We start from the raw sequence: 24508 nt of genomic DNA on the forward strand, positions 1-24508 counted from the left end.
TGTCAGACTGTGAGCCATTCTTCGTGTGGCCCCGCTGTCGCGTGAGCAATGCCTGACGGAACCCCGTCGGACGAACCGGTGCGCCACCCTTCCTGAAACGGAGGACATCGCATGTCGAACCGGACCCACGACGACGGGCACGACGCCCGCCCCGCCAAAGCAGCGGACGAATCCGTTGATGCGCAGCGCGACGCGTTGCTCGCGTTGTTGAATGAGCTGCTGGAAGCCGAGCGCGCAGGTGCGCGGGTTGCGTCGGAGACAGCGGTGGAAATCGACGATCCCGAACTTCATCGGCTCGTGGCGAGTATTCGGCAGGATGAGGCGCACTGGTGTGCGGTGCTGGTCGATGCGATTCGGTCGCTCGGTGCGACGCCGACGCATGCCACCGGGGCGTTTTATGAGAAGGTGATGGCGATCGAGGATCTGGCGGAGCGGCTGGCGTTTTTGAATCGTGGGCAGCGGTGGGTGGTGAGGAAGTTGCAGGCGTTACTGCCGACGCTTGCGCAGCCCGACATGCACCATGCGCTCACGCAGATGCTCGTGGCGCATGAGAAGAACATCGGGTCGGTTGATGCATTGCTGCGGCTCAAGCGCTGCGCCCCGAGCTCAGCGTCGCAGTAGCGGCCAGGGGAATCGTTCATCGCAGTATTTCCGTGGACGTCGCTTCTCGACCCATATGCGGCATTCGCTAGCCTCAACAGCGGTCACTCACGGTTGCTGGCGTCGCATGTGAATACGTACCGCATTCTGGCCGTAATGCCTGCCGGATAGCTTCTGGCGATATGGTTTCCGTCTGGCTCCGCGCAGGAAATACTCTTGCTATCGTACTGCCAGCCATTTACACATCGATATTGACATTTCAGGTCGACCTCGACGACTTCCCGCCATCAGACAGTCCCACTAGCGTAAAGCCTGCCATTGCAAGGATCACAAGCCACTGCAGGGTAGCATCCCAGTGATAAAGACCCTCAACCTGCGGATAAAGTGTTCGTGCGTAGATATAGCTCACGCAAGAAAAAAGGACCATGTACGACGCCAATGCGGTGAGCAAAATTCCCGCATACCTCCGAGCCTCAGCCCTCTGCCCAAATATTGCGCCCCCCACCAGCATGAGCAGGAGCCAGAAGATGAGTTCCGCTGCAGCCGCTGGGGTATGCATCGCCGGTGAGTTCATGGTCCTGGAGGTTCCCGTGAACAATGCACTTAGGGTTCCGAACATGAAGTACACGGCTAGCCCATACAACCCAAGTCCACAGTAACGCCGGATACGTTGCGATACCGATAGCACGCTACGGGTGGGAGCCAGTTCGTGAATTGGAACACGTGCAACGATTAGCAGCGGGATTGCCGAAAAAACAGCTCCCACCAGCATAAGGGAGATCGGCTGCTTGTGGGTCAAAAAGCTCAATCCGTTGCCAATGATCAATTGTGCCACCAAAAAATGCTTGGTCCATGCCAGCCGGCGCAACAGCGTTACGGCGGCGACCACACCGAGCAATCCTTGGCCTCCAATAACCGCCCACTGCATGCTCACCGACAGAGTCGAGCCAGGAATGATCGACATCCTATTCAACGCGTAAGCCCAATAGAAACCTTGGCACACTGAAGCTGCATTAAATAGGTAAAAGCATGCAGCAAAGGAAGGAAGATCGGATCGATTCATCTGCTTTGTCAATCTTGGTGAACTGGAGATGAGACAATGGCAAATTGAAGAGCAATTCAGCATACCGTCTCGATTTGGCGGACGATTGTCTGCGATCTGGATTGCGCTGTCGAGTGACCGAAGATGACCGACAGCGGTCTTCGGAAGCTCAGGATCGGCACGCACGTCAAAATACTTCGAACGAACACCAGTTGGGCACAAACCCCTCGAACACAAAAAAGTCGTCGATGTATGTCGGCCCAAGCCGCTCCAATGACCTTGTACACTCGTCGGCCGCATCGCCGCCAAAGAACGGGCCAAGCGATATAAAGCTATCGGATTCGTCAAAATATTTCCGAAAATTGAATTCGACCATAACCGTGGATAGGTCGACATTCTTGGCCGCTAGCGCGACGCGCCGGACAACGATCCCGAAATCTCTCGAAACTTTCATCGTTATTGACCAAAGGCAAGCGTGTGCTCAAGATTGTCTGCGATTCAGCCCTTATGGCCGAGCGTCCGAAACTGGCCGAGCACAGGCGACCTGTATCTCCCTCCGGCCAATCCCCGACAATAAAAAAAAAGCCCGCCGAAGCGGGCAACCTCACGATGCGGAGGGGGAGATACGAATACGCGAAGCTGCGCGTTCAGCCTTTGGTCGCGCCGAAGGTCAGCCCCGCCACAAAATGCTTCTGCATCGCGAAGAACATCGCGACAGACGGCAACGCCGCCAGAATCGACCCGGCTGATACAAGATTCCACGACGTCGTCCACTGCCCCTTCAACGCGGCAACGCCGGCGGTAATCGGCGCGGCTTCATCGCCTTGCGTGAGACACAGCGCCCAGAAATAGTCATTCCACACGAACGTAAAAACGAGAATCGCCAGCGCGGCCAACGCGGGCCGGATCAACGGCAACACGATCCGCCAGAACACCGTCCATTCCCCCGCGCCTTCGATCCTTGCCGCTTCGATCAACTCGAATGGCAACTGCTTGATGAAGTTGCGCAGAAACAGCGTACAGAACCCGGTCTGAAACGCGACATGAAAAAGAATCAGCGCTTCGACCGTATTGAACACACCGAGCCGCAGCGACAGATCCCGCACCGGAATCATCAACACCTGCACGGGCACGAAGTTACCGGCAACGAACGTCCCGAACAGCGCCGTACTCCCGCGAAACTTGTACGTCGCCAGCGCAAAGCCCGCCATCGCCGCGAGCGCAATCGACCCGATGACGGAAGGCACCGTGATCTGCACGCTGTTCCAGAAGTAATGCAGCATCGGCGACGTCGTCAGCGCGTCGCGATAGTTCTCGATCATCGAGAAGTGCCGTGGCCAGCCCCAGTAGTGGCCTTCGACCAGTTCCTCGGTCGAGCGCACCGACGTGACGAACACGGCGATCATCGGCAGCAGCCAGATCAGCAGCGCAACCGGCAACGACAACTTGTACAGCCTGCGCGAGACAGGCTTCCATTGAGCAACGGGAGTCGGAAACATGATGGCCACCGGTCAGGTTATTGCTCGTTGCGCAGCAGGCGGCGCAACTGGAACACGATGTAGACGAGCATGATCGCGAACAGCACGACCGCAATCGACGCGGAATAGCCGAGCCGGTAGTACTTGATCGCCTGGTCGTACATGTAATACGCGAGCACGGTCGAGCTCTCGAACGGGCCGCCGCTCGTCATCACCGAGATCAGGTCGAAGCTGCGCAGCGCGCCGATCACCGTGACGACGATCGCCATGAAGGTGGTCGGCCGCAACTGCGGCAGCACCACGTGCCACAGCAACGCGAAGCCGCGCGCGCCTTCCATCCGTGCGGCTTCGAGCTGTTCCGGGTTGAGCGACGTGAGGCCGGTGAGGTACAGGATCATGCAGTACGCGGTCTGCGGCCACAGCGCGGCGAATACGATGCCAAACGTTGCGTAGCGCGCGTCGCCGAGCACCGGGATGCCGTGCCCGGCGATCAGCGCGAGCAGGCCGAACGTCGGATCGTAGAACCACGAGAAGATCAGCCCGACGACCACGCCGGACAGCACGAACGGCGCGAAGAACAGCGACTTCACGAGCCGGATGCCGGCCACCGCCTGGTTCAGGTACAACGCGAGCGCAAGGCCGAGCGGCGGCGCGAGCATGAACAGCGCGAGCCAGATCACGTTGTTGCGCAGCGCGGTGTAGAACGTCGGCGCCTGCAGCAGTTCGACGTAGTTCGCGAGACCGACGAAGGTGCGCTCGGTCATCCCGTCCCAGTTGTACAGGCTCAGCCACAGCGTCGACAGGATCGGCCAGATCACATAGACGGCAACCATCGCGCAGGCCGGCGCGAGAAAGAGCCATGCGGCGCGCTGTTGCCGCCGCACGGCAGGCGACGGGCGACGCGCGGGCATCGCGGTGGCGGCGGATGCGCCGCGCGGCGGCGGCGCGGCGCCCGCGCCGGCGGGCGGGGTGGACGTGATCGGACTGGACACGGCAAGCCTCCTGAACGGGCACGGCGGCACGGGGCCGCCGGTTGGGTCACGCGGTCACTTCTTGTAGATCCGCTTGCGGGTCTGTTCGAGTTGCGCGAGCACCGTATCGAGCTGCGCGGGATTCGCGAGGAACTGCTGCATGCCCTTCATCCCCTCGTCGGCCATTTCCTTCGTCATGTCGCGGTCGTAGAACTGCGCGACGCCGCCCTTCGTGTCGGCAAGGATCCGGAAGCCGATGCGCGAGATCGGATCGGCCGGTTCCGGCGACTTGCTGTTGGCCGACAGCGAGCCGAGCCCTTCCGCGAGCTTTGCGCCCATCTCGGGCGTTTCGACGAACGCGAGGAACGTGTGCGCGTCGGCCTTGTTCTTCGCCTTCGTCGGGATGTGCAGCGATTCGACCGGGCCGTCCTCGGCGGTGGGTACCTTCGGGTCGATGATCGGGAAGCGGTAGTAGCCCATTTCCTGCTTCACGTTCGGCGGAAAGCCCGCCGCGATGAAGGTGCCCATCAGCATCATCGCGGCCTTGCCCTGGAACAGGAACGGCTGCGCGCCGTCGAGATCGTAGGACAGCGCGTTGTCGATGAAGTAGCCCGCGTCGATCAGCGACTTCCACGTCGTGTAGACCTTCTTCACGCGCGGGTCGGTGTACGGCACGTCGCCGGCCATCAGCTGCTGGTGGAACACGTTGCCGTTCAGGCGCAGGTCGAGATAGTCGAACCAGCCGGCGAGGGTCCACGCATCACGGCCGCCGATCGCGATCGGCGTGATGCCGGCCGCTTTCAGCTTCTTGCACGCGTCGAGAAACTGGTCCCACGTCTTCGGCTCGTCGGCGATGCCGACCTTGTGGAACAGGTCCTTGCGGTAGAACAGCCCCCACGAGTAGTAGACGGTCGGCGCCGCGTACTGCTTGCCGTTGTACGACGATGCATCGCGCGTCGACGCGTACATCGTGCCCCAGCCGTTCTTCGTCCAGTCGCCGCTCAGGTCCTCGAACAGCCCGCGCTTCGCGTAGTACGCCATCCGTTCGCCGGCGTGCCAGTTCACGACGTCCGGTGCGACGGTCGTGAGCCATGCGGGGAGCTGCACCTTGTACGCTTCCTCGTCGACGAAGGTCGGCTTCACGTCGATGTCGGGACGGGCCTTGTGGAACGCTTCGATCGTCGACTGCCAGACCGCGCGCTGGCTGGCGCCCTTGAACGCGATGTTGATCGTCAGCGTGCCGGCATCGGCGGGCACCGTCATGCCGAGCGATGCCAGTGCGACAGCGGCGGCCGTGGCGAGCCGGGCGGCGGTGCGAAGGGGGCGATGGGTCATACGTGTCTCCAGTCCTGGGTGTCGTTGTGCGTGACCGGCGCGTCGTGGCGCCGGTGACGGTTGCTACGAACGGCTTCGATACACGGCCACGTCCTGCGGCCCGACTTGCGCCGTGCCGAGCACGAACGCGGACGGCGGCACCGTGTCGATCGTGTGCGGCGCGTCGCCATAGTTGAAAACGTAGGTCAGGCCGCCGCGCCGGCTCACGCGCACGCCGTCGTCGAGCGGGGCGGGCGCGAGGCCGGCCTCGGCCGCGACATCGGCGAACAGTCGGGCGGTGGTCGCGTCGTCGAACAGCGCGGCCCAGTAGTGCAGCGTGCCGTGCGACACGAAGGCCGGGTGGCCGTCGGCGAAGCGCGCACGCACGACGTTGCGTGCGTCGTCGCCGTTCAGCTCGACGAGGTCGCGCCAGTGACGCGCATCGCCGGTGAACGCCGCGCCGTCGCGCAGCGTGCCGTCGATCCGCTCGGTCGCGTTCGGCCGCAGCGATTCGACGCGCCACACGCGTATCGTCAGGATCGACGCGAGCGGGCCGGGCGGCAGCGCCGGCGGAATCTGCAGGTCGGCGGTCTTCGAGCCGGTGCGCGGGCCGAACACGGCATGCGCGCCCGAGGCCGCGAGCCGCGCGGCGAAATCGTCCGGCACGACCGGCAGCGGCGGCACGACCACGAGACGGTAGCCGTCGAGCGGCGCGTGTGCGGAAACGATGTCGACGTCGAGGCCGAGCGAGCGCAGCGCCGAGTAGTACTCGAACGCGAAGCGCGGGTAGTGGAAATCGGCGCCCTGCGGCTGCACTTCGAACAGCCACTTCGCCTCGTAGTCGAACACCAGCGCAACGGGGGCGCGTACCGCGCCGTTCGCGTCGGCATCGGCGTCGAGCACGGCGGCGATCTCCTGTGCGACGCGCTGCGCTTCGCGGCCGCCTTCGTCGAGCCGGTTGTCGGGTGTGTTCAGGCCCGCATGCATTTGTTCCTGCGCGAACGGCGCTTGCCGCCAGCGGAAGTAGGACACGCAGCCGGCGCCGTGCGCGAACGCTTCCCAGCTCCACAGCCGCACCATGCCCGGCAGCGGCGCGGGGTTCCAGTGCGCCCAGTTCACGGGGCCCGGCTGCTGCTCCATCACCCAGAACGGCAGCTTCGACATGCCGCGATAGAGGTCGTGGTTGAACGACGCGAAGTCGGGATGGCCGGTGCGCAGCCAGCGCGCTTTCACGTCGGGTGCGAACCATTGCTCCTCGAGCGCGCCGAGCGGATAGCTGTCCCAGGTCGCGATGTCGAGGTCGCGCGCCACTTCGTAGTGGTCGAACTCGGTGAACAGCTGCATGAAGTTGTGCGCAACCGGGCGGCCCGGCGAATGCGCGCGGATCACGTCGACCTGCATCCGGTGATAGCGCGCGACCTCGTCCGACGCGAAGCGCCGGTAGTCGAGGCGATGCGACGGGTGGGCTTCGGTCACGGTGCCGACGGGCGCGTCGACTTCGTCGAAATGGCGATACTCCATGCTCCAGAACACGGTGCCCCATGCGCGGTTCAGCGCGTCGATCGTGCCGTAGCGCGCTTTCAGCCATTCGCGGAAGCGCACGAGCGCGGCGGGCGAGTAGCTGACGACCGTTTGATGGCAGCCCAACTCGTTGTCGGTCTGCCAGTAGCGTACGGCCGGATGGCGGCCGTAGCGTTCGGCGACCGCGGTGCAGATCTGGCGCGATGCTTCGAGATAGGTCGGCGACGAGAAATCGTAGTGGCGGCGCGAGCCGAACTTGCGCGGCTGGCCGTCCGCGCCGATCGCGAGGATGTCGGGATGGCGGTCGACCAGCCATTTGGGCGGCGTGGCGGTGGGCGTGCACATCACGATTTCGAGGCCGGCCGCGCCGAGCACGTCGACCGCGCGATCGAGCCAGCCCCAGTCGTATTCGCCGGGCGACGGCTCCATGCGGCTCCACGCGAATTCGGCGATCCGCACCTGCTCGATGCCGAGCACTTTCATCCGGCGGGCGTCGTCCGCCCACATCGATTCCGGCCAGTGTTCCGGGTAGTAGCAGACTCCGAGGCGCATGCCGATCCTTTAAGCGTAGTGATGGACGGGGATATCGGCGCGCGCGGGTACCGCGCGGCCGTCTTCGGTGAACAGGTGGCAGGCCGCGGCCGGCGCGTGCACGTGCACGCGTTCGCCGGTGCGCACCTGCGCGTCGCCGGGCACCTTCGCGATCAGCGGCGCGCCGCCGGGCGCGTCGAGGTGCACGTAGGTCTGCTCGCCGAGGCGTTCGACGAGCACGACGTCGCGCGCGAGCGTCGTCGCGTCGAGCGCGGCGCCGAGCGTCAGGTGTTCGGGGCGGATGCCGAGCGTCACGGCGGCGCCGGCGTTCAGCGCCGAGCCGTCGCGCGGCAGCGTGAAGGTTTCGCCGGACGGCACGAGCGTGACGCTCGTGCGCTGCGCGTCGCACGCGGTCACGACGGCCGGCAGGAAATTCATCCGCGGCGAGCCGATGAAGCCCGCGACGAAGCGGCTGGCAGGGTGGTGATAGAGGTCGAGCGGCGCGCCGACCTGCGCGATGCTGCCGTGTTGCGCGGTGTCGGCACCGGCGTGCAGCAGCACGATCTTGTCGGCGAGCGTCATCGCCTCGGTCTGGTCGTGCGTCACGTAGACGACGCTCGCGCGCTCGAACTGCCGGTGCAGTTTCGCGATCTCGACGCGGGTCTGGCCTCGCAGCGCCGCGTCGAGGTTCGACAGCGGTTCGTCGAACAGGAACACGCCCGGCTCGCGCACGATCGCGCGGCCGATCGCGACGCGCTGGCGTTGCCCGCCCGACAGCGCCTTCGGCTTGCGATCGAGCAGCGTGTCGAGCTGCAGGATGCGCGCGGCATCGCGCACCTTCCGGTCGATCTCCGCCTTCGGCACGTGTGCGAGCTTCAGCCCGAACGCCATGTTCTCGTAGACCGTCATGTGCGGAAACAGCGCGTAGCTCTGGAACACCATCGCGACGCCGCGTTCGGCGGCCGGCACGTCGTCGACGCGGCGGCCGTCGATCGACAGCTCGCCGGCGCTCAGGTCCTCGAGCCCGGCGATCATCCGCAGCAACGTCGACTTGCCGCATCCGGACGGCCCGAGGAACACGCAGAACTCGTGCGCGCCGATCTCCAGATCGACGTCGCGAATGACCGGCGCGTGATCGCCATAGGCTTTCTGCACGCGCCGCATCGAGATGCTCGCCATTGTCTCCGCTCCATGTTTTAATGCGCTTAAATCGTTGATTAAGCGCTTAATCATCGCGATCAAAAAAAGAGGCGATGCGATCGCGGCCGAGTCGCGCCCGTTGGTCGGGCGGCAGGGTGTGGGGCGATAGTGCGCCGCTTCGGTGAGCGAAGCAAATACTGGATAGACGTCTCATATAGTGAGCAAGCGATGGCAACCCTGGATGAAGTGGCGCGCCGCGCCGGCGTGACGGCCGCGACCGTGTCGAACGTGCTGCGCGACCGCGGCCGGGTGGGCGAGGCGACACGTGCGCGGGTGCTGGAGGCCGTGGCGGCGCTCGGGTATCGGCCGCATCTCGCCGCGCGGGCGCTGGCGGAAGGGCGCGCGCCGACGGTCGCGCTGATGGTGTCGAGCATCGCGAACCCGTTCTATCCGGAGTTCGCGCTGGCGGTCGAGCGCGCGGTGCGGCGCAACGGGCAGTTCCTGATCGTCTGCAACACGAACGAAGATCCGTTGCAGGGGCGTGCGTATCTCGACCAGATCGCCGGCACGATCTCCGAAGGGATTCTCGTGACCAATGCGAACCTGCATCTGCCGGATCTGCTCGACGTGGCGGCGCGCGGCGTGCCGGTCGTGCTGTGTCTGTGGGAGCGGCCGGAGGCGCCGCCCGACGGGTTGCCGTGCGTGGCGATCGATTTCCGTGAGGCGGGGCGGATCGCGACGCGGCACTTGCTCGAATTGGGTCACGAGCGCATCGGCGTGATCGTCGGCGGGTCGGCGAGCGGCGTGCAGGCGGCGCGCTACGACGGCTTCGTCGACGTGATGCGCGAAGCGGGGCTCGATGCGTCGATCGTCGCGGCCGAGCCTGATTCGATCGAAGGCGGCGTGCGCGCGGCGGGGTGGTTGCTCGATGCGCATCCGCGGTTGACCGCGCTGGTCGCGACCAACGACCTGCCGGCGATCGGCGCGATGCATGCGGCGGCCGATCGCGGCCGGCGTGTGCCCGATGATCTGTCGATCGTCGGGATCACCGACATTCACCTGGCGAGCGACACGCGGCCCACGCTGACGACCGTCGCGATCCCGACCGCCGAGGCCGCCGGGCTCGCGGTCGAACTGCTCAGTGCGCTGCGCGAGGCGGGTGGTCAGTGCGACGCGGCAAATCGCGTGCGGACCGCGTCGCTGCCGAGGCTGGTGGTGCGGGGTACGACTGGTCGTGTGGCGAGCGGGGGCGCGACGCCGTCGGTTTGACGCGTGGCGGCGGCGAGTAGGTTGAGGTCGCTGTCGTGATCGTTGCGCCCCGGCATCGGGTGGCGCCCGCCTTAGCAAACGGCAAACGGCAAACGGCAAGCGACAAACGCACCGCCGTCCTCACCCGCCTTCGACGAGCCGCATCACGATGCTTCTGGCCGATTCCAGATGCGCGACCGTCATCGAGCGAGCCGCACGCGCATTGCGTTCACGACACGCCTGCAGGATCTCCTCGTGCTCGACCTGGAACGACGGCGTATCGGCGAGCAGGGTGGCCTGCAGGCGCTCGTACCGTTCGACCTGGCTGCGCAGCTCCGCGATCGTCTTCAACTGCCGAGCGTTGCCGCAGCATGAATACAGCAGCGCGTGGAATTCGCGGTTCAGTTCGCCCTGCCGGCGCGGGACGGCCGCATCGCCAAGCAAACGATGGACGAGCTCGGTGCGCGCGAGCGTCTCGTCGTCGAGCCGCTTCACGCTCCGGTAGATCGCGTCGCCTTCGAGCAGCGCGCGCAGGTCGTAGATTTCCTGCACGTCCGATGCACTCAGCATGCGCACGACGGCGCCGCGATTCCTGAAGATGTCCAGCAAGCCTTCGCGCTCCAGGCGCTGGATTGCCTCGCGCATCGGAATCCGGCTGATGCCGAACCGGTCGGCCAGGTCGCGCTCGACGAGCCGCTCGCCGGCTTCGAACTCGCCGTTGATGATCATGTCCCGCAACGAGGCGGCGACCGCGTTCGCCGTGGAATCGAGTTTGGCTTCCATGCCTGCATGTTCCGTCAATTTGGAATAATGGTATACCAAACGGGTATCCGGTGCCAAAATGGCGATCGCAGGCGGGCTTCGTCAAGCGACATCCGGCCCGGCCGAAGCAACCCACATCAATGGAGAGCGAGATGGCATCTGGCGAACACAAGTATCGCGTCGCAGTCGAGTGGACGGGCAATCGCGGCACCGGCACGTCGGGGTATCGCGAGTACGGCCGCGATCATCTGATCCGGGCCGGTTCCAAGCCGGATATTCCCGGTTCGTCGGACGCGGCGTTTCGGGGCGACGCCGCACGCTGGAATCCGGAAGACCTGTTGCTGGCGTCGGCATCGGCGTGCCACAAGCTCTGGTACCTGCATCTATGCTCGGAAGCCGGTATTCGCGTGCTCGCCTATGTCGACAACGCGGAAGGCACGATGCTCGACAGCGCAGACGAAGGCCGCTTTACGGAAATCGTGCTGCGCCCGCACGTGATGATCCGGGCCAGTGACGATCGCGAACGGGCGGAGCATCTGCATCATGATGCGCACGCGAAGTGCTATATCGCGAACTCGGTCAATTTTCCGATCCGCTGCGAACCGGTGATCGAGTTCGCCGCAGCTTGATACGGACACCCGCCGGATGACATCGACGATGAAGCTCTTCTACTACCCCAGCAATGCCAGCATGGCGCCGCACATCGTGCTGGAAGAAATCGGCAAGCCGTTCGAACTCGAATTCGTCGACCGCACGCACGACCAGCACAAGTCGCCGGACTACCTCGCGCTCAATCCGAACGGGCTCATCCCGGTGCTGATCGACGGCGACCTCGTGCTATACGAAGCCGCCGCCATTTGCCTGCATCTCGCCGATTCGCATCCCGAGAAGCGGCTTGCACCCGCACTCGGCACGCCGGAACGCGCGCAGTTCTACAAATGGCTCATGTGGCTCACCAACACGCTCCAGACGACGCTGATCGCGTATTTCTATCCGGAGCGCTGGGTCGATGTGGGCAACGCGGCAGGCGCCGCGCAGGTGAAGGCGCATGCGGAGACGAAAATCGCCGCGCTGCTGGATCAGCTCGATCGTCAACTTGAAACGAGCGGCGGCCCCTGGCTGCTCGGCGCGCACTACACGGTGCTCGATCCGTATGCGCTGATGCTGTGCCGCTGGACGCGTGGCTTTGCGCGGCCCGCGCGGGAACTACCGCAGCTCGGGCCGTATCTGGAGCGGATGTTGACGCGGCCGGCGATCTTGCGGGCGCTGGCGACGGAAGGGCTTGCGCAGCCATGGGTGTGACGCGTAGCAGATGCGGCGTGCGTTGCTATTTGATCGAATGCCGGGCGAACAGGTCTTCCAAGAAATGCTGCAGATAACGCTGCCTGGCTTCGGTCGTCGTGTGTCGACGAGCCCATCCGAGGTGACTTTTGACGAAAGCCGAGTGCTTGTCGTTCGACGAGAATGCTTTCTGGGCGAAGCCGAGCGAATAAAAATTGATCAGTTCCGCTCTCACTTGTTGCGGAAGTTGCCTGAGAGCGGTCGCATTTGTTTTTCGTGAATAAATGAGCGATTTGCGGGGGCTTATGGCCACGACATAGAGAAGGGCGTCGCCGAGATATTCGCCAAGCCGAAAACAGGGGAAATCGCTGGTCAGCAGGCAATCTTCGGGGAATTGATATTCGATCGCCTCAGCTTCCAGCAGGCCATCCGAGAATGGCCGCGCCAGCGCTCCGCTTCGCTCGTTCCGAACAAACAATGCAAAAGCCATCACCCCTGTCGACGGCGATGCCCCCACGTAATCGAATACCTCGTCGATGGAGTGGCGCGATACGTCAGGCTCGACCTCGACCTTCATCTTCTGCCGCATCTGTTCCAGATCGCCCGAGATATCCATTTTCTTCAAGGTTTCGGGGTGGCGTGCTTCGAGGCAGGCAAGATAGATGGCGAGCTCTTTCTTCTGTTCCTGGGACAGCCCCTGAAAGGGAGTTTCCCGAATTCGGGCCAGGATCTTGTGCCCCATTTCGTCCAGTATTGGCGTGACTACTAGCGATTCGATTTCGAACGAACCGTCGGGAAAATGCAGTTCGTAGAGGTGATCCTCGGACGCCGATTTTCTGATGGCGGCCTGCCGACACTCGAGCTGTCCCGTATGCTCGATCACCCTGTAACGATAAAGTTTTTCTCCGGTGCTAGGCGTAGCCCATGCCTTGAGGAAATGTTGCGGAACGTAGTGGTGGTTTTTAGGCGGAGGCGTATTCATTGTTTTGGGTCCACAGTACAAGACATCGGCGATCGTCGGCCGACATCTTATATTGGCACCGTGGCGAATCTTGAAATGAAAATGTCACTGCGTCAGACCTCGACCCCATACACCTCCCGCGCCGCCGCGCGAATCGCATCGACCATCACCGCGACGGCCGGCGAATGCAGCCGGTCGGTGCGTGTGATGATCCCGAAATCGTCCATCCGGCAATCCATCTCCAGCGGCAGCAGCGTGACGATCCCGTGCCGCGCGTAGTAGCGCGCGACGTCCTCGGCCAGCACGGCGATCATGTCGCTCTGTTCGAGCAGTTGCGTGATGAACAGCAGCGCGGACGTCTCGACGAGGTTCGCCGGCGGCGCGAGGCTCGCGCGCTGGAACACGAGTTCGAAGCGGTGGCGCAGCACGCTGCCGGCCGGCGGCACGACCCATTCGGCGCGCTGCACGTCCGCGAGCGACAGCGGCGCCTGCGCGAGCAGCGGATGGCCGGGCCGCACGACGGCGGCGACCGACTCGCCGGTCAGTGGCTCGTAGCGCAGCCGCAGCTTGTCGTGTTCGGCGGAGAGCCGGCCGAGCACGATGTCGATCTTCTCCTGCGCGAGATGTTCGAGCAGCACGTTGCTGGTGTCGATCTCGACCGACACGTGCAGGCCCGCGTGGGTGCCCTTCACCGCGGCAACGGCCGGCGGCACGAGCCGCAGGCCCGGTGACGTGATCGCGCCCACCGCCACGTGCCCGAGATGGCCGGCCTTCAGCGCGGCCAGCTCCTCGTGCGCCTGGTCGAGGCTGCCGAGCGCCGCGCGCGCGTGGCGGATCAGCGCGTCGCCGTAGAGCGTCGGCCGCATCCCGCGCGGCAGGCGCTCGAACAGCACCGCGCCGATCGATTCCTCGAGTTCGCGCAGCAGCTTCGACGCGGCCGGCTGCGTCATGTTCAGCGCGGCCGCCGCGCGGTGAATGCTGCCTTCGTCGGCGAGCGCGACGACCAGCAAAAGCTGGCGCGTCTTCAGGCGGCCACGGTTTCCCCACGGGCTGGCTTCGGGCATCGTACGGGTTTATATCGATATCGGAATCGATATCGTAATCGCCAAAAACGTCATTAGCCAGTTATCAAAATTCTGCCTAGACTGCGCCGGTATCCCGTCACCACAGGACTGACGATGTCGGCAACGAAACCCAGGCTGCGCTCCACCCAATGGTTCGGCACGAACGACAAGAACGGCTTCATGTACCGGAGCTGGATGAAGAACCAGGGCATCCCCGATCACGAGTTCGACGGCCGGCCGATCATCGGCATCTGCAACACGTGGTCCGAACTGACGCCATGCAACGCGCACTTCCGCAAGCTCGCCGAGCACGTGAAGCGCGGGATCTCGGAGGCGGGCGGCTTCCCGGTCGAGTTCCCGGTGTTCTCGAACGGCGAATCGAACCTGCGACCATCGGCGATGCTCACGCGCAATCTTGCATCGATGGACGTCGAGGAAGCGATCCGCGGCAACCCGATCGACGCGGTCGTGCTGCTCGCCGGCTGTGACAAGACGACGCCCGCGCTGCTGATGGGCGCGGCGAGCTGCGACGTGCCGGCGATCGTCGTGTCCGGCGGCCCGATGCTGAACGGCAAGCTGGAGGGCAAGAACATCGGCTCCGGCACGGCCGTGTGGCAACTGCACGAAGCGCTGAAGGCCGGCGAGATCGATGTCCATCACTTCCTGTCGGCCGAAGCCGGGATGTCGCGCTCGGCCGGCACCTGCAACACGATGGGCACCGCGTCGACGATGGCGTGCATGGCCGAGGCGCTTGGCGTCGCGCTGCCGCACAACGCGGCGATTCCGGCCGTCGATTCGCGCCGCTACGTGCTCGCGCACATGTCCGGCATCCGCATCGTCGAGATGGCGCTCGAAGGGCTCGTGCTGTCGAAGATCCTCACGCGCGCGGCGTTCGAGAACGCGATCCGCGCGAATGCGGCGATCGGCGGCTCGACCAACGCGGTGATTCACCTGAAGGCGATCGCGGGCCGCATCGGCGTGCCGCTCGAACTGGAAGACTGGATGCGCATCGGCCGCGACACGCCGACGATCGTCGACCTGATGCCGTCGGGGCGCTTCCTGATGGAAGAGTTCTATTACGCGGGCGGGCTGCCGGCGGTGCTGCGCCGGCTCGGCGAAGGCGGGCTGCTGCCGAACCCGGACGCGCTGACGGTGAACGGCAAGTCGCTGTGGGACAACGTGCGCGAAGCGCCGAACTACGACGACGAAGTGATCCGCCCGCTCGACCGGCCGCTGATCGCAGACGGCGGCATCCGCATCCTGCGCGGCAATCTCGCGCCGCGCGGCGCGGTGCTGAAGCCGTCGGCGGCGAGCCCCGAGCTGCTCAAGCATCGCGGCCGCGCGGTGGTGTTCGAGAACCTCGACCACTACAAGGCGACGATCAACGACGAGGCGCTCGACATCGATGCGAGCTCAGTGATGGTGCTGAAGAACTGCGGGCCGCGCGGGTATCCGGGGATGGCCGAGGTCGGCAACATGGGGCTGCCGCCGAAGCTGCTGCGCCAGGGCGTGAAGGACATGGTGCGGATTTCCGACGCGCGGATGAGCGGCACCGCGTACGGCACGGTCGTGCTGCACGTCGCGCCGGAAGCCGCCGCCGGCGGGCCGCTCGCGGCCGTGCGCAACGGCGACTGGATCGAGCTCGACTGCGAGGCCGGCACGCTGCATCTCGACATTACGGATGACGAACTGCAGCGCCGCCTGTCGGACGTCGATCCGACCGCGGCGCCGGGCGTGGCCGGCCAGCTCGGCAAGGGCGGCTACGCACGGCTGTACATCGATCACGTGCTGCAGGCCGACGAGGGGTGCGACCTCGACTTCCTGGTCGGCACGCGCGGCGCGGAAGTGCCGAGCCATTCGCATTGAGCGGCTGCGCGGCAGCCGGTTGCGGGCTTTCCGGGCCCGCGCAACGTGAAACCGTAAACGCATGACGGCCGGTCGTCACCGAGGCCGAAGCAGGACGCGAACCATGACATCGAGCAGCACACCGCGCTATCGCGGCATTTTCCCCGTCGTTCCGACGACGTTTACCGACACCGGCGAACTCGATCTCGCGAGCCAGAAGCGCGCGGTCGATTTCATGATCGACGCGGGCTCGGACGGGCTGTGCATCCTCGCGAACTTCTCCGAGCAGTTCGCGATCACCGACGACGAACGCGACGTGCTCACGCGCACGATCCTCGAGCACGTCGCGGGCCGCGTGCCGGTGATCGTCACGACGTCGCATTACAGCACCCAGGTGTGCGCGGCGCGCAGCCTGCGCGCGCAGCAGCTCGGCGCGGCGATGGTGATGGCGATGCCGCCGTATCACGGCGCGACGTTCCGCGTGCCCGAAGCGCGGATCTTCGAGTTCTATGCGCGCGTGTCCGACGCGATCGCGATTCCGATCATGGTCCAGGACGCGCCCGCGAGCGGCACCGCGCTGTCGGCCCCGTTCCTCGCACGGATGGCACGCGAGATCGAGCAGGTCGCGTACTTCAAGATCGAGACGCCGGGCGCCGCGAACAAGCTGCGCGAGCTGATCCGGCTCGGCGGCGATGCAATCGAAGGGCCGTGGGACGGCGAGGAGGCGATCACGCTGCTCGCCGATTTGCACGCGGGCGCGACCGGCGCGATGACGGGCGGCGGGTTTCCGGACGGCATCCGGCCGATCCTCGAAGCGTGGCGCGACGGCAGGCACGACGACGCCTACGCGCGCTACCAGGCATGGCTGCCGCTGATCAACCACGAGAATCGCCAGTCCGGGATCCTCACCGCGAAGGCGCTGATGCGCGAAGGCGGCGTGATCGCGTGCGAGCGGCCGCGGCATCCGATGCCGGAACTGCATCCGGACACGCGCGCGGAACTGCTCGCGATCGCGCGCCGGCTCGATCCGCTCGTGCTGCGCTGGGCGCACTGAACGGTCACCGAACGATTCGCGAAGGAGGCATGCACGATGAGTGATCAGGTTTCGCTGGGGGTGGTCGGCATCGGCAAGATTGCGCGCGACCAGCATCTGCCGGCGATCGACGCCGAACCGGGTTTCAGGCTGACCGCGTGCGCGAGCCGTCACGCGGAAGTCACCGGGGTGCGCAACTATCGCGATCTGCGCGCGCTGCTGGCCGCCGAGCGCGAGCTCGACGCCGTGTCGCTGTGCGCGCCGCCGCAGGTGCGCTATGCGCAGGCGCGCGCCGCGCTCGAAGCCGGCAAGCACGTGATGCTCGAAAAGCCGCCGGGTGCGACGCTCGGCGAAGTGGCCGTGCTGGAGGCGCTCGCACGCGAGCGCGGCCTCACGCTGTTCGCGACCTGGCATTCGCGCTGCGCGAGCGCCGTGGAGCCGGCCCGCGCGTGGCTTGCGACGCGCGCGATCCGCGCGGTGCAGGTGCGCTGGAAGGAAGACGTGCGGCGCTGGCATCCGGGGCAGCAATGGATCTGGGAACCGGGCGGCCTCGGCGTGTTCGACCCCGGCATCAACGCGCTGTCGATCGTCACGCGAATCCTGCCGCGCGAGCTCGTGCTGCGCGAGGCGACGCTCATCGTGCCGAGCGACGTGCAGACGCCGATCGCCGCCGAACTCGATTGCGCGGATACCGACGGCGTGCCGGTGCGCGCGGAATTCGACTGGCGGCATGGCCCGGTCGAGCAATGGGAGATCGCGGTCGATACGGCCGACGGCGTGCTCGCGATCAGCCGCGGCGGCGCGCAATTGTCGATCGCGGGCGAGCCGGTCGAGGTCGGGCCCGAGCGCGAGTATCCGGCGCTGTATGCGCACTTCCACGCGCTGATCGCGCGTGGCGAAAGCGACGTCGACGTGCGGCCGCTGCGGCTCGTCGCCGATGCCTTCCTGTTCGGCCGGCGCGTGCAGACCGACGCGTTCGGTCGCTGAACATGCGCGCTTCCGCACGAAGCGCGCGACGAATGATGGATTACGGCACACATCACGGCATCAGCCGATACAAAGGAGACACGACATGAACCGCACGATTCGCCGACATACCTTGCGCGCGCTGCTGGCCGCGCTTTGCATCGCGCCGCTCGGCATGCAGGGCGCCGCGCGCGCCGACGCGCCGCTGAAGATCGGCTTCCTGGTGAAGATGCCCGAGCAGGCCTGGTTCATCAACGAGCAGAACGCGGCCTCCGCGCTCGGCCAGAAGGAGAATTTCTCGGTCGTGAAGATCGGTACGCCCGACGGCGAGAAGGTGCTGGCCGCGATCGACAACCTCGGTTCGCAGGGCGCGCAGGGCTTCGTGATCTGCGCGCCGGACGTGCGCCTCGGCCCGGCGATCGCCGCGCGTGCGAAGCGCTACAACATGAAGTTCGTGACCGTCGACGACCAGCTCGTCGATTCGACCGGCAAGCCGCTGCCGAACGTGCCGCACCTCGGGATGTCGGCGACCAAGATCGGCAACCAGGTCGGCCAGGCCATCTCCGACGAGATGAAGCGGCGCGGCTGGAAGCCCGAGGAAGTCGGCGCGCTGCGGATCACGAACTACGAGCTGCCGACCGCGAAGCTGCGCACCGACGGCGCGACGCAGGCGCTGCTCGCGAACGGCTTCCGCAAGGAAAACATCTTCGACGCGCCGCAGAAGACGACCGACGACGAAGGCGGCTTCAGCGCGGCCGCGCCCGTGCTCGCGCGCCATCCGAACGTGAAGAAGTGGGTGGTCTATGCGCTGAACGAGGAAACCGTGCTCGGCGCGGTGCGCGCGACCGAGCAGCTGCACATCCCGGCGGCCGACGTGATCGGCGTGGGCATCAACGGCGCGGGCGAGGCGTTCGCCGAATTCCAGAAGAAGGAGCCGACCGGCTTCTACGGGACGATCGCCGTCAGCTCGACGAACCACGGCAAGGACAGCACGCAGAACCTCGTCGAATGGATTCGCGACGGCAAGACGCCGCCGGCCGACACGCAGACGAGCGGCAAGCTGATGACGCGTGCGAACTGGCAGGCCGTGCGCGCCGAGCTCGGCATCTGAGCGCACGAGGCGAGAACGCGATGACGACGCAGACGATGACGGCCGTATCCGGAAACGATGGCGGCACCGGCGGCGATGCCGGCGCGTCGCCGCCGGGCGGCCCGCTGCTCGCGCTCGACGGCATCACGGTGACGTTCCCGGGCGTGCGCGCGCTCGACGCCGTGTCGCTGTCGGTGCGCGCGGGCGAAGTGCACGGGCTGATGGGCGAGAACGGCGCGGGGAAGTCGACGCTGCTGAAGGTGCTGTCCGGCGTGAACCAGCCGCAGGCCGGCACGCTGACGCTGAACGGCACCGAGCAGCGCTTCGCGTCGACGCGGGCGGCGCTGGAGGCCGGCATCGCGATCATCTACCAGGAGCTGCATCTGGTGCCCGAGCTGACGGTCGCCGAAAACCTGATGCTCGGGCAATTGCCGAGCCGGCTCGGCGTGGTCGACGAACGCACGCTTGCCGCGCGCGCGCTCGATGCGCTGGAGCGGCTCGGCGAGCACATCGATCCGGGTATTCCGGTGAAGTACCTGTCGATCGGCCAGCGCCAGATGATCGAGATCGGCAAGGCGCTGATGCGCGATGCGCGCGTGATCGCGTTCGACGAACCGACGAGTTCGCTGTCCGCGCGCGAAACCACGCAGCTGTTCCGGATCATCCGCGCGCTGCGCGCGGAGGGCCGCGCGATCATCTACGTCACGCACCGGATGGAGGAAGTGTACGAACTGTGCGACCGCGTGACGGTGTTCCGCGACGGCCGCCGCATCGACACGTTCGATTCCGTGACCGATCTCGACCGCGACCGGTTGATCGGCTGCATGGTCGGCCGCTCGATCGAGGACGTGTACGGCTACCGGCCGCGCACGGCCGGTGACGTGCTGATCGAGGCGAAAGGGCTGGCGGGGCCCGGGTTGTCCGAACCCGTGTCGTTCACCGCGCGGCGCGGCGAGATCGTCGGCTTCTTCGGGCTCGTCGGCGCGGGCCGCTCGGAGCTGATGAAGCTGCTGTACGGTGCCGCGCGCCCGAGCGCGGGGCACGTCGAGCTGAACGGGAAGCGGGTGGCGTTCGGCAGCCCGCGCGACGCGGTGCGCGCCGGCCTCGCGCTGTGCCCGGAAGACCGCAAGCAGGAGGGCATCGTCGCGATCGCGTCGGTGGCCGACAACTTGAACATCAGCGCGCGCCGGCATTTCAGCCCGGCGCGGGTGCTGCTCGACGGGCGGCGCGAACGCGAACTCGCGCAGCGCTACATCGAGCGGCTCGCGATCAAGACCCGCGACGGCGACACGCCGATCGGCGCGCTGTCCGGCGGCAACCAGCAGAAGGTCGTGCTCGCGCGCTGGCTGGCCGAGCGCATCGACGTGTTCCTGATGGACGAGCCGACGCGCGGCATCGACGTCGGCGCGCGCGCGGAAATCTACAACCTGTTCTACGAACTCGCGGAAGCGGGCCGCACGGTGATCCTCGTGTCGAGCGACCTGGCCGAGGTGATCGGCGTGTCGGACCGGATCATCGTGATGAAGGAAGGGCGGATCGCGGGCGAGGTCGCGAAGGCGCAGGCGACGCCCGACGCGCTGATCAAGCTCGCGCTGCCGCGCTAGCGCCCCGCAACGATCAACCGGATGCAAACGAAATGAGCCAGGCAATGCAACCCCAACGCACTTCCCCGTCCCCCGATGCCGCCGTCGCACCCGCGCGAGCGCGCGGCGGCATGTGGCAGCTGATCAACCGCTCCGGCATCGTGATGGTGTTTCTCGTGCTGTTCGCGACGCTGTCGCTGACCGTGCCGGACTTCCTCACGCCGCGCAACATCCAGGGCCTGCTGCTGTCGGTCACGCTGATCGGCTCGATCGCGGTGACGATGATGTTCGTGCTCGCGCTCGGCGAAGTCGACCTGTCGGTCGCGTCGATCGTCGCGTTCTCGGGCGTCGTCGCGTCGACGCTGATCACCGCGACGCACAGCGTCGTGCTCGGCATCGCGGGCGGCGTGCTGGCGGGCGGTGCGGTCGGGCTCGTCAACGGCGTGCTGATCGCGCGCTGGCGGATCAACTCGCTGATCGTCACGCTCGCGATGATGGAAGTCGTGCGCGGGCTCGCCTTCATCACGTCGAACGGCGACGCGGTGATGATCTCCGAGGAACGCTTCTTCGATCTCGGCGGCGGCTCGTTCCTCGGCATCTCGTATCCGATCTGGAGCAACATCGTCGGCTTCGTCGTGTTCGGCTTCCTGCTGCGCAAGACGGTGTTCGGCAAGAACGTGCTCGCCGTGGGCGGCAACGGCGAGGCCGCGCTGCTTGCGGGGCTGCCGGTGATGCGCATCAAGATCACCGTGTTCGTGCTGCAGGGGCTCGTGACCGGTTTTGCCGGCGTGATGCTCGCGTCGCGGATGAGCCTCGGCGACCCGAAGACATCGGTCGGCCTCGAGCTCGGCGTGATTTCCGCATGCGTGCTCGGCGGCGTGTCGCTGACGGGCGGCGTCGCGACGATCTCCGGCGTGCTGGTCGGCGTGCTGATCATGGGCTCCGTGCAGGACGCGATGAGCCTGCTGAACGTGCCGACGTTTTACCAATATCTGATACGCGGCGGAATTCTGTTGCTCGCGGTGCTGTTCGACCAGTATCGTCGCAACCAGCGGCGCGCGATGAGGATCTGATTTCGACCACGCGCGGCCGACTGCATAGACGATGAATATCGGGAGACGGCATGCAACAGACTCATCCGGCCGCGTCGGCGACGCTGTTGGCCGACAGCCGCAACACGCTCGGCGAAGGCGCGACGTGGTGCGACAGGACGCACGCGCTGTACTGGGTCGACATCGAAGGCGCGCAGCTGTGGCGCTGCCGCGCGGACGGTTCCGATCTCGCGCATTGGGCGATGCCCGAACGGCTCGCGTGCTTCGCGCTGACCGACGACCCGGACGTGCTGCTCGTCGGGCTCGCGACGCATCTCGCGTTCTTCGACCTGCACAGCGGCGCGTTCACGCGGATCGTCGACGTCGAGCCGGAGCTGCCGACGCGGCTGAATGACGGGCGCTGCGACGGTTCCGGCGCGTTCGTGTTCGGGATGAAGGACGAAGGCAGCGAGCCGCCGCAAGCGGTCGGCGGGTTCTATCGGCTCAATGCCGATCTCACGCTGGAGCGGCTCGCGTTGCCGCCGGCCGCGATCGCGAACAGCATCGCGTTTTCACCGGACGGGTCGAGGATGTATTTCTGCGATTCGCTCGTGCGTGAAATCCTCGTGTGCGATTACGGCCGCGCCGGTGTGGCCGGCGTGCGGCCGTTCGTGCGGCTGACCGATGCGGACGGCGACCCGGACGGCTCGACGATGGACCGCGACGGCGGCCTGTGGAACGCGCAGTGGGGCGGCCGGCGGGTGGTGCGCTACGCCGCGGACGGCGTCGAGACGGAACGCATCGCGGTGCCGACCGCACAGCCGAGCTGCGTGACGCTCGATGGCGAAGGCCGGTTGTACGTGACGAGCGCGCGCGTCGGGTTGAGCGACGACGCGCTGGCGAGCGATGCCGATGCCGGCGGCGTGTTCGTTGTGCAGACGCGCTATGCGGGGTTGCCGACTGCGCGGTTTGCGGGGGCACGTACCGGATGAATGGTGGGTGTGGACGGCAGGTTCTATCGGCTGGCAGGCAAAGAGCCGGATTGTACGAAAGATGTGCCTTGAACGAGGCTGATCAGCCCTCGTCTTTCTCAGCGGAATTCACGCGCGCCGCATCCGCGATATGAATGCCGCGCGGAAAACATGATCGCGGAATGATGCGGCTACCTTCGTGGACGACGCAGCGGCACGACTCGAAGTGACGCAGAAAAACGAAAGCCCCTGGCTTGTGAAGGTTCGGGGGCTTTTCTTTTACACACAATCACCACAATTAAAATAAAGGTAGTCTGGCGCGAATCCAATCCCATTTGGTAGGTGGAATCGCAAGCAACTGCATCACATCACTGCTTGAACTATCGTAATATACGATCCCGCCAACACCATCTACCAATTCTCGCTCAGTTGCCGAATTTACGTAGTATGAGAAATAGCGTTGAGCGCGCAATTCTCCAGCCCCATCAAAAAGCTGAAATCTCACTTCATGCCCATTCCGAATATTCGCACCACACAACTTTGCGTAATATTCCACACCTCCAAATTCTTTCTTCCCTCCATTTAGTTCTTTTTCAAAAAAATCACACCGACCATAATTTGGCCTGGTCATATTAATGGAAAAGCCAATCAGCAAAAACGCAAGAATGGCTAGCTCAGTGATTCTGACGGCGCTAATCTGCATATTTCACCAAGTTTTACTTCAACAGGTTTCTTCAATTTCAGATAGACGGGTTTTGAATATATCATAAAGTCCCCGCCCCTTTGATGCTTGGCGCGCCACCGACTGTAGTCTGAGTTGTAGACCGGATAGAACACGTCAGGCTCTTTGAACTTCCCGAAAAGGCTTTTTCTCGTGTCCACGGGCTTGTTGATGCTTTTTACCCAGATATCCACATCAGTAGCATGCTTTGGCGAACTAGACGCCGCCCCACTTATCACAGGCCCCGGTGCGATGATCACGCCACGCTTGTTCCAATGCCCCAAATATTGAATTCCATTAAATGAGTAGTTGTCTTTTACGTAAACGTACACATGCGTAATTTTTGCGGTGGCGTTCAGGCAATAAAAATTGCTCGTTTTCTCGTATCTAAAATATTTTTCACCAGAGATTTCAAGATTGCCTATGGCTGCGTATATATTAAAATTCGCTAAAGCTCCCGTGAGGTCGGTTGGTGTAAGATTTTCGAGCGTGTCCCAATTGCTGATCGAAGCAAGCTGAAATTGCCAATCGATATGGAATTGACGGATATCAGACAAAAATCGAGCCGTATTGATATTGAGATTTGCTCCTCGGTCTTCTGAGAACACCTTGTTAATTTTTGTAAGAATTTTTGTTTTTGCTTCGACTGTAGCGGGGTCTCGATAAATATCGTCGGCAAGAAGCTTTTCATATTTCCTCCGAACACTTCCAAATTTCAACGTCCAGTCAAGCGTTACACTGCTGTTGTCTATTGGTTGAATTGATTTTGCATCATCATTGTAAGTATGCTCAGAACTCGCAAACCAAGCGCGTGCGAGTTTGGCGGATACTTTCCAGCCCAAGTTGTCCATTGCAATAGTTACATCTTGCAAATCAAAAGGCGGGGGATTCTCGCAAACTTCGGCCTCGTCTTGCTTTGATAGTTCTTTGGTCTTCGGCTGTGGTGCTTCTGCTTGCTTCTGAATTTTGGGTGGATCCCCTGCCGGCTTTGGTCGCTGGGGAGGGGGAGGCGGCGGTTTTTCGCCCGGAGCTAGTCTGTCGATTGATACAGTTTTTTGAGTCTCAAGCGGGATGCATCCTTGTGCGCCCTCGTACTTTTTCAACTCTGGCCCTAGCAACCCTTTTTGCGGTCTATAGTAAGGAATCTTTTTTACGTCAGCCATAACTAGGTTTCGCTAACAGATTAATCGTATATTTTGGAATGTTTAGTAATTAACAAAACTCTCGTCTCGTTAACCCTTGTTGGTTCCAGTATCGCAGTCACTCCACCCAGTGAGGATTGGAATGAAGCTGTTCTTTTACCCCATCGCGAAGTGACGAACCATTTTCAAGATGAGAATCGATTGTTTTTGGTA

Annotated in this window: 22 protein-coding genes and 1 pseudogene; 11 read left to right on the forward strand and 12 right to left on the reverse strand. The window is 64.3% G+C overall.

The genetic code is table 11. The annotated features are described in order from the left end of the window. Nucleotides 1–174: 174 nt before the first annotated feature. Nucleotides 175–621 (forward strand): annotated as a pseudogene (locus CFB82_RS18270) (DUF6306 domain-containing protein); the annotation flags it as partial. A 238-nt stretch (nucleotides 622–859) separates the two neighbouring features. On the opposite strand, the gene CFB82_RS18275 reads toward CFB82_RS18270, so the two are convergent. From CFB82_RS18275 to CFB82_RS18305, 7 genes are all read right to left on the reverse strand, one after another. Continuing rightward, nucleotides 860–1663, reverse strand: a complete 804-nt coding sequence (locus CFB82_RS18275; RefSeq protein WP_143750928.1) for a hypothetical protein — start codon at nucleotides 1661–1663, stop codon at nucleotides 860–862. Between the two features lie 166 nt (nucleotides 1664–1829). Then, nucleotides 1830–2096 (reverse strand): hypothetical protein, encoded by a 267-nt coding sequence (locus tag CFB82_RS18280; protein ID WP_089484759.1) that lies wholly within the window; start codon nucleotides 2094–2096, stop codon nucleotides 1830–1832. 193 nt (nucleotides 2097–2289) lie between these two features. After that, nucleotides 2290–3141, reverse strand: coding sequence for a carbohydrate ABC transporter permease (locus CFB82_RS18285; protein WP_089484760.1), 852 nt, complete (start codon nucleotides 3139–3141; stop codon nucleotides 2290–2292). 17 nt (nucleotides 3142–3158) lie between these two features. After that, entirely contained in the window at nucleotides 3159–4112 is a 954-nt protein-coding gene (locus CFB82_RS18290; RefSeq protein WP_089484761.1) for a carbohydrate ABC transporter permease, read from the reverse strand. A gap of 54 nt (nucleotides 4113–4166) precedes the next feature. Next, nucleotides 4167–5426: an ABC transporter substrate-binding protein gene (locus tag CFB82_RS18295; protein WP_089484762.1), complete on the reverse strand. Its 1260-nt coding sequence runs from the start codon at nucleotides 5424–5426 to the stop codon at nucleotides 4167–4169. A gap of 63 nt (nucleotides 5427–5489) precedes the next feature. Then, complete coding sequence (locus tag CFB82_RS18300) at nucleotides 5490–7478, reverse strand: beta-galactosidase (protein ID WP_069252781.1); 1989 nt, start codon at nucleotides 7476–7478, stop codon at nucleotides 5490–5492. 9 nt (nucleotides 7479–7487) lie between these two features. Next, nucleotides 7488–8636 carry an ABC transporter ATP-binding protein gene (locus CFB82_RS18305; protein WP_069252780.1) on the reverse strand — a complete coding sequence of 383 codons (1149 nt, stop codon included), beginning with the start codon at nucleotides 8634–8636 and terminating at the stop codon, nucleotides 7488–7490. 189 nt (nucleotides 8637–8825) lie between these two features. On the opposite strand from CFB82_RS18305, the gene CFB82_RS18310 reads away from it, so the two are divergent. Further along, nucleotides 8826–9866: a LacI family DNA-binding transcriptional regulator gene (locus tag CFB82_RS18310; RefSeq protein ID WP_069252779.1), complete on the forward strand. Its 1041-nt coding sequence runs from the start codon at nucleotides 8826–8828 to the stop codon at nucleotides 9864–9866. A gap of 120 nt (nucleotides 9867–9986) precedes the next feature. Here the strand turns inward: CFB82_RS18310 and CFB82_RS18315 are convergent, their stop codons facing one another. Next, entirely contained in the window at nucleotides 9987–10628 is a 642-nt protein-coding gene (locus tag CFB82_RS18315) for a GntR family transcriptional regulator (protein ID WP_089484763.1), read from the reverse strand. A 131-nt stretch (nucleotides 10629–10759) separates the two neighbouring features. Between CFB82_RS18315 and CFB82_RS18320 the strand changes: the two genes are divergently transcribed. Together CFB82_RS18320 and CFB82_RS18325 are read left to right on the forward strand one after the other, a co-directional pair. Beyond that, nucleotides 10760–11236 (forward strand): OsmC family protein, encoded by a 477-nt coding sequence (locus CFB82_RS18320; RefSeq protein WP_069252777.1) that lies wholly within the window; start codon nucleotides 10760–10762, stop codon nucleotides 11234–11236. A gap of 28 nt (nucleotides 11237–11264) precedes the next feature. Next, nucleotides 11265–11909, forward strand: coding sequence for a glutathione S-transferase family protein (locus CFB82_RS18325; protein WP_256990378.1), 645 nt, complete (start codon nucleotides 11265–11267; stop codon nucleotides 11907–11909). 25 nt (nucleotides 11910–11934) lie between these two features. On the opposite strand, the gene CFB82_RS18330 is transcribed toward CFB82_RS18325, so the two are convergent. Further along, nucleotides 11935–12870 (reverse strand): DUF4238 domain-containing protein, encoded by a 936-nt coding sequence (locus CFB82_RS18330; protein ID WP_083266191.1) that lies wholly within the window; start codon nucleotides 12868–12870, stop codon nucleotides 11935–11937. Between the two features lie 92 nt (nucleotides 12871–12962). Next, on the reverse strand, nucleotides 12963–13913 hold the full coding sequence (locus CFB82_RS18335; RefSeq protein ID WP_089448693.1) for a LysR substrate-binding domain-containing protein: 951 nt from the start codon (nucleotides 13911–13913) through the stop codon (nucleotides 12963–12965). Between the two features lie 114 nt (nucleotides 13914–14027). Here CFB82_RS18335 and CFB82_RS18340 point away from each other — a divergent pair, with 114 nt between their 5' ends. The 7 genes from CFB82_RS18340 (at nucleotide 14028) to CFB82_RS18370 (ending at nucleotide 22453) form a co-directional block, all read left to right on the forward strand. Next, on the forward strand, nucleotides 14028–15779 hold the full coding sequence (locus CFB82_RS18340; RefSeq protein WP_069252773.1) for an IlvD/Edd family dehydratase: 1752 nt from the start codon (nucleotides 14028–14030) through the stop codon (nucleotides 15777–15779). 103 nt (nucleotides 15780–15882) lie between these two features. Then, a complete protein-coding gene (locus CFB82_RS18345) occupies nucleotides 15883–16812 on the forward strand; it encodes a dihydrodipicolinate synthase family protein (protein WP_069252772.1) in 930 nt (309 codons plus the stop codon). A gap of 36 nt (nucleotides 16813–16848) precedes the next feature. Beyond that, complete coding sequence (locus CFB82_RS18350; RefSeq protein ID WP_069252771.1) at nucleotides 16849–17778, forward strand: Gfo/Idh/MocA family protein; 930 nt, start codon at nucleotides 16849–16851, stop codon at nucleotides 17776–17778. 85 nt (nucleotides 17779–17863) lie between these two features. Beyond that, nucleotides 17864–18868 carry an arabinose ABC transporter substrate-binding protein gene (locus CFB82_RS18355; RefSeq protein ID WP_039340378.1) on the forward strand — a complete coding sequence of 335 codons (1005 nt, stop codon included), beginning with the start codon at nucleotides 17864–17866 and terminating at the stop codon, nucleotides 18866–18868. A 20-nt stretch (nucleotides 18869–18888) separates the two neighbouring features. Beyond that, nucleotides 18889–20451, forward strand: coding sequence for an L-arabinose ABC transporter ATP-binding protein AraG (araG, locus tag CFB82_RS18360; protein WP_069252770.1), 1563 nt, complete (start codon nucleotides 18889–18891; stop codon nucleotides 20449–20451). A gap of 32 nt (nucleotides 20452–20483) precedes the next feature. Next, nucleotides 20484–21503: an L-arabinose ABC transporter permease AraH gene (gene araH, locus CFB82_RS18365; RefSeq protein WP_069252769.1), complete on the forward strand. Its 1020-nt coding sequence runs from the start codon at nucleotides 20484–20486 to the stop codon at nucleotides 21501–21503. Nucleotides 21504–21553: 50 nt separating this feature from the next. After that, a complete protein-coding gene (locus tag CFB82_RS18370; protein WP_089484764.1) occupies nucleotides 21554–22453 on the forward strand; it encodes an SMP-30/gluconolactonase/LRE family protein in 900 nt (299 codons plus the stop codon). Between the two features lie 277 nt (nucleotides 22454–22730). Here CFB82_RS18370 and CFB82_RS42240 read toward each other — a convergent pair whose 3' ends face one another. Both CFB82_RS42240 and CFB82_RS18375 read right to left on the reverse strand, forming a co-directional pair. Continuing rightward, a complete protein-coding gene (locus tag CFB82_RS42240; protein ID WP_143750929.1) occupies nucleotides 22731–23135 on the reverse strand; it encodes a hypothetical protein in 405 nt (134 codons plus the stop codon). Then, a complete protein-coding gene (locus tag CFB82_RS18375) occupies nucleotides 23102–24316 on the reverse strand; it encodes a DUF6402 family protein (protein WP_179255415.1) in 1215 nt (404 codons plus the stop codon). The genes CFB82_RS42240 and CFB82_RS18375 overlap by 34 nt, the downstream gene beginning before the upstream one ends. Nucleotides 24317–24508: the final 192 nt, after the last annotated feature.

This window comes from Burkholderia sp. HI2714, from assembly GCF_002223085.1.
Taxonomy (GTDB): domain Bacteria; phylum Pseudomonadota; class Gammaproteobacteria; order Burkholderiales; family Burkholderiaceae; genus Burkholderia; species Burkholderia lata_D.

Bases quoted from the DNA above. Each gene is read 5' to 3' on its own strand.
- CFB82_RS18275 (WP_143750928.1), bottom strand. From the start codon at position 1,663: ATGAATCGATCCGATCTTCCTTCCTTTGCTGCATGCTTTTACCTATTT.
- CFB82_RS18280 (WP_089484759.1), bottom strand. From the start codon at position 2,096: ATGAAAGTTTCGAGAGATTTCGGGATCGTTGTCCGGCGCGTCGCGCTA.
- CFB82_RS18285 (WP_089484760.1), bottom strand. From the start codon at position 3,141: ATGTTTCCGACTCCCGTTGCTCAATGGAAGCCTGTCTCGCGCAGGCTG.
- CFB82_RS18295 (WP_089484762.1), bottom strand. From the start codon at position 5,426: ATGACCCATCGCCCCCTTCGCACCGCCGCCCGGCTCGCCACGGCCGCC.
- CFB82_RS18300 (WP_069252781.1), bottom strand. From the start codon at position 7,478: ATGCGCCTCGGAGTCTGCTACTACCCGGAACACTGGCCGGAATCGATG.
- CFB82_RS18305 (WP_069252780.1), bottom strand. From the start codon at position 8,636: ATGGCGAGCATCTCGATGCGGCGCGTGCAGAAAGCCTATGGCGATCAC.
- CFB82_RS18310 (WP_069252779.1), top strand. From the start codon at position 8,826: ATGGCAACCCTGGATGAAGTGGCGCGCCGCGCCGGCGTGACGGCCGCG.
- CFB82_RS18315 (WP_089484763.1), bottom strand. From the start codon at position 10,628: ATGGAAGCCAAACTCGATTCCACGGCGAACGCGGTCGCCGCCTCGTTG.
- CFB82_RS18320 (WP_069252777.1), top strand. From the start codon at position 10,760: ATGGCATCTGGCGAACACAAGTATCGCGTCGCAGTCGAGTGGACGGGC.
- CFB82_RS18325 (WP_256990378.1), top strand. From the start codon at position 11,265: ATGAAGCTCTTCTACTACCCCAGCAATGCCAGCATGGCGCCGCACATC.
- CFB82_RS18330 (WP_083266191.1), bottom strand. From the start codon at position 12,870: ATGAATACGCCTCCGCCTAAAAACCACCACTACGTTCCGCAACATTTC.
- CFB82_RS18335 (WP_089448693.1), bottom strand. From the start codon at position 13,913: ATGCCCGAAGCCAGCCCGTGGGGAAACCGTGGCCGCCTGAAGACGCGC.
- CFB82_RS18340 (WP_069252773.1), top strand. From the start codon at position 14,028: ATGTCGGCAACGAAACCCAGGCTGCGCTCCACCCAATGGTTCGGCACG.
- CFB82_RS18345 (WP_069252772.1), top strand. From the start codon at position 15,883: ATGACATCGAGCAGCACACCGCGCTATCGCGGCATTTTCCCCGTCGTT.
- CFB82_RS18350 (WP_069252771.1), top strand. From the start codon at position 16,849: ATGAGTGATCAGGTTTCGCTGGGGGTGGTCGGCATCGGCAAGATTGCG.
- CFB82_RS18355 (WP_039340378.1), top strand. From the start codon at position 17,864: ATGAACCGCACGATTCGCCGACATACCTTGCGCGCGCTGCTGGCCGCG.
- araG (WP_069252770.1), top strand. From the start codon at position 18,889: ATGACGACGCAGACGATGACGGCCGTATCCGGAAACGATGGCGGCACC.
- araH (WP_069252769.1), top strand. From the start codon at position 20,484: ATGAGCCAGGCAATGCAACCCCAACGCACTTCCCCGTCCCCCGATGCC.
- CFB82_RS18370 (WP_089484764.1), top strand. From the start codon at position 21,554: ATGCAACAGACTCATCCGGCCGCGTCGGCGACGCTGTTGGCCGACAGC.
- CFB82_RS42240 (WP_143750929.1), bottom strand. From the start codon at position 23,135: ATGCAGATTAGCGCCGTCAGAATCACTGAGCTAGCCATTCTTGCGTTT.
- CFB82_RS18375 (WP_179255415.1), bottom strand. From the start codon at position 24,316: ATGGCTGACGTAAAAAAGATTCCTTACTATAGACCGCAAAAAGGGTTG.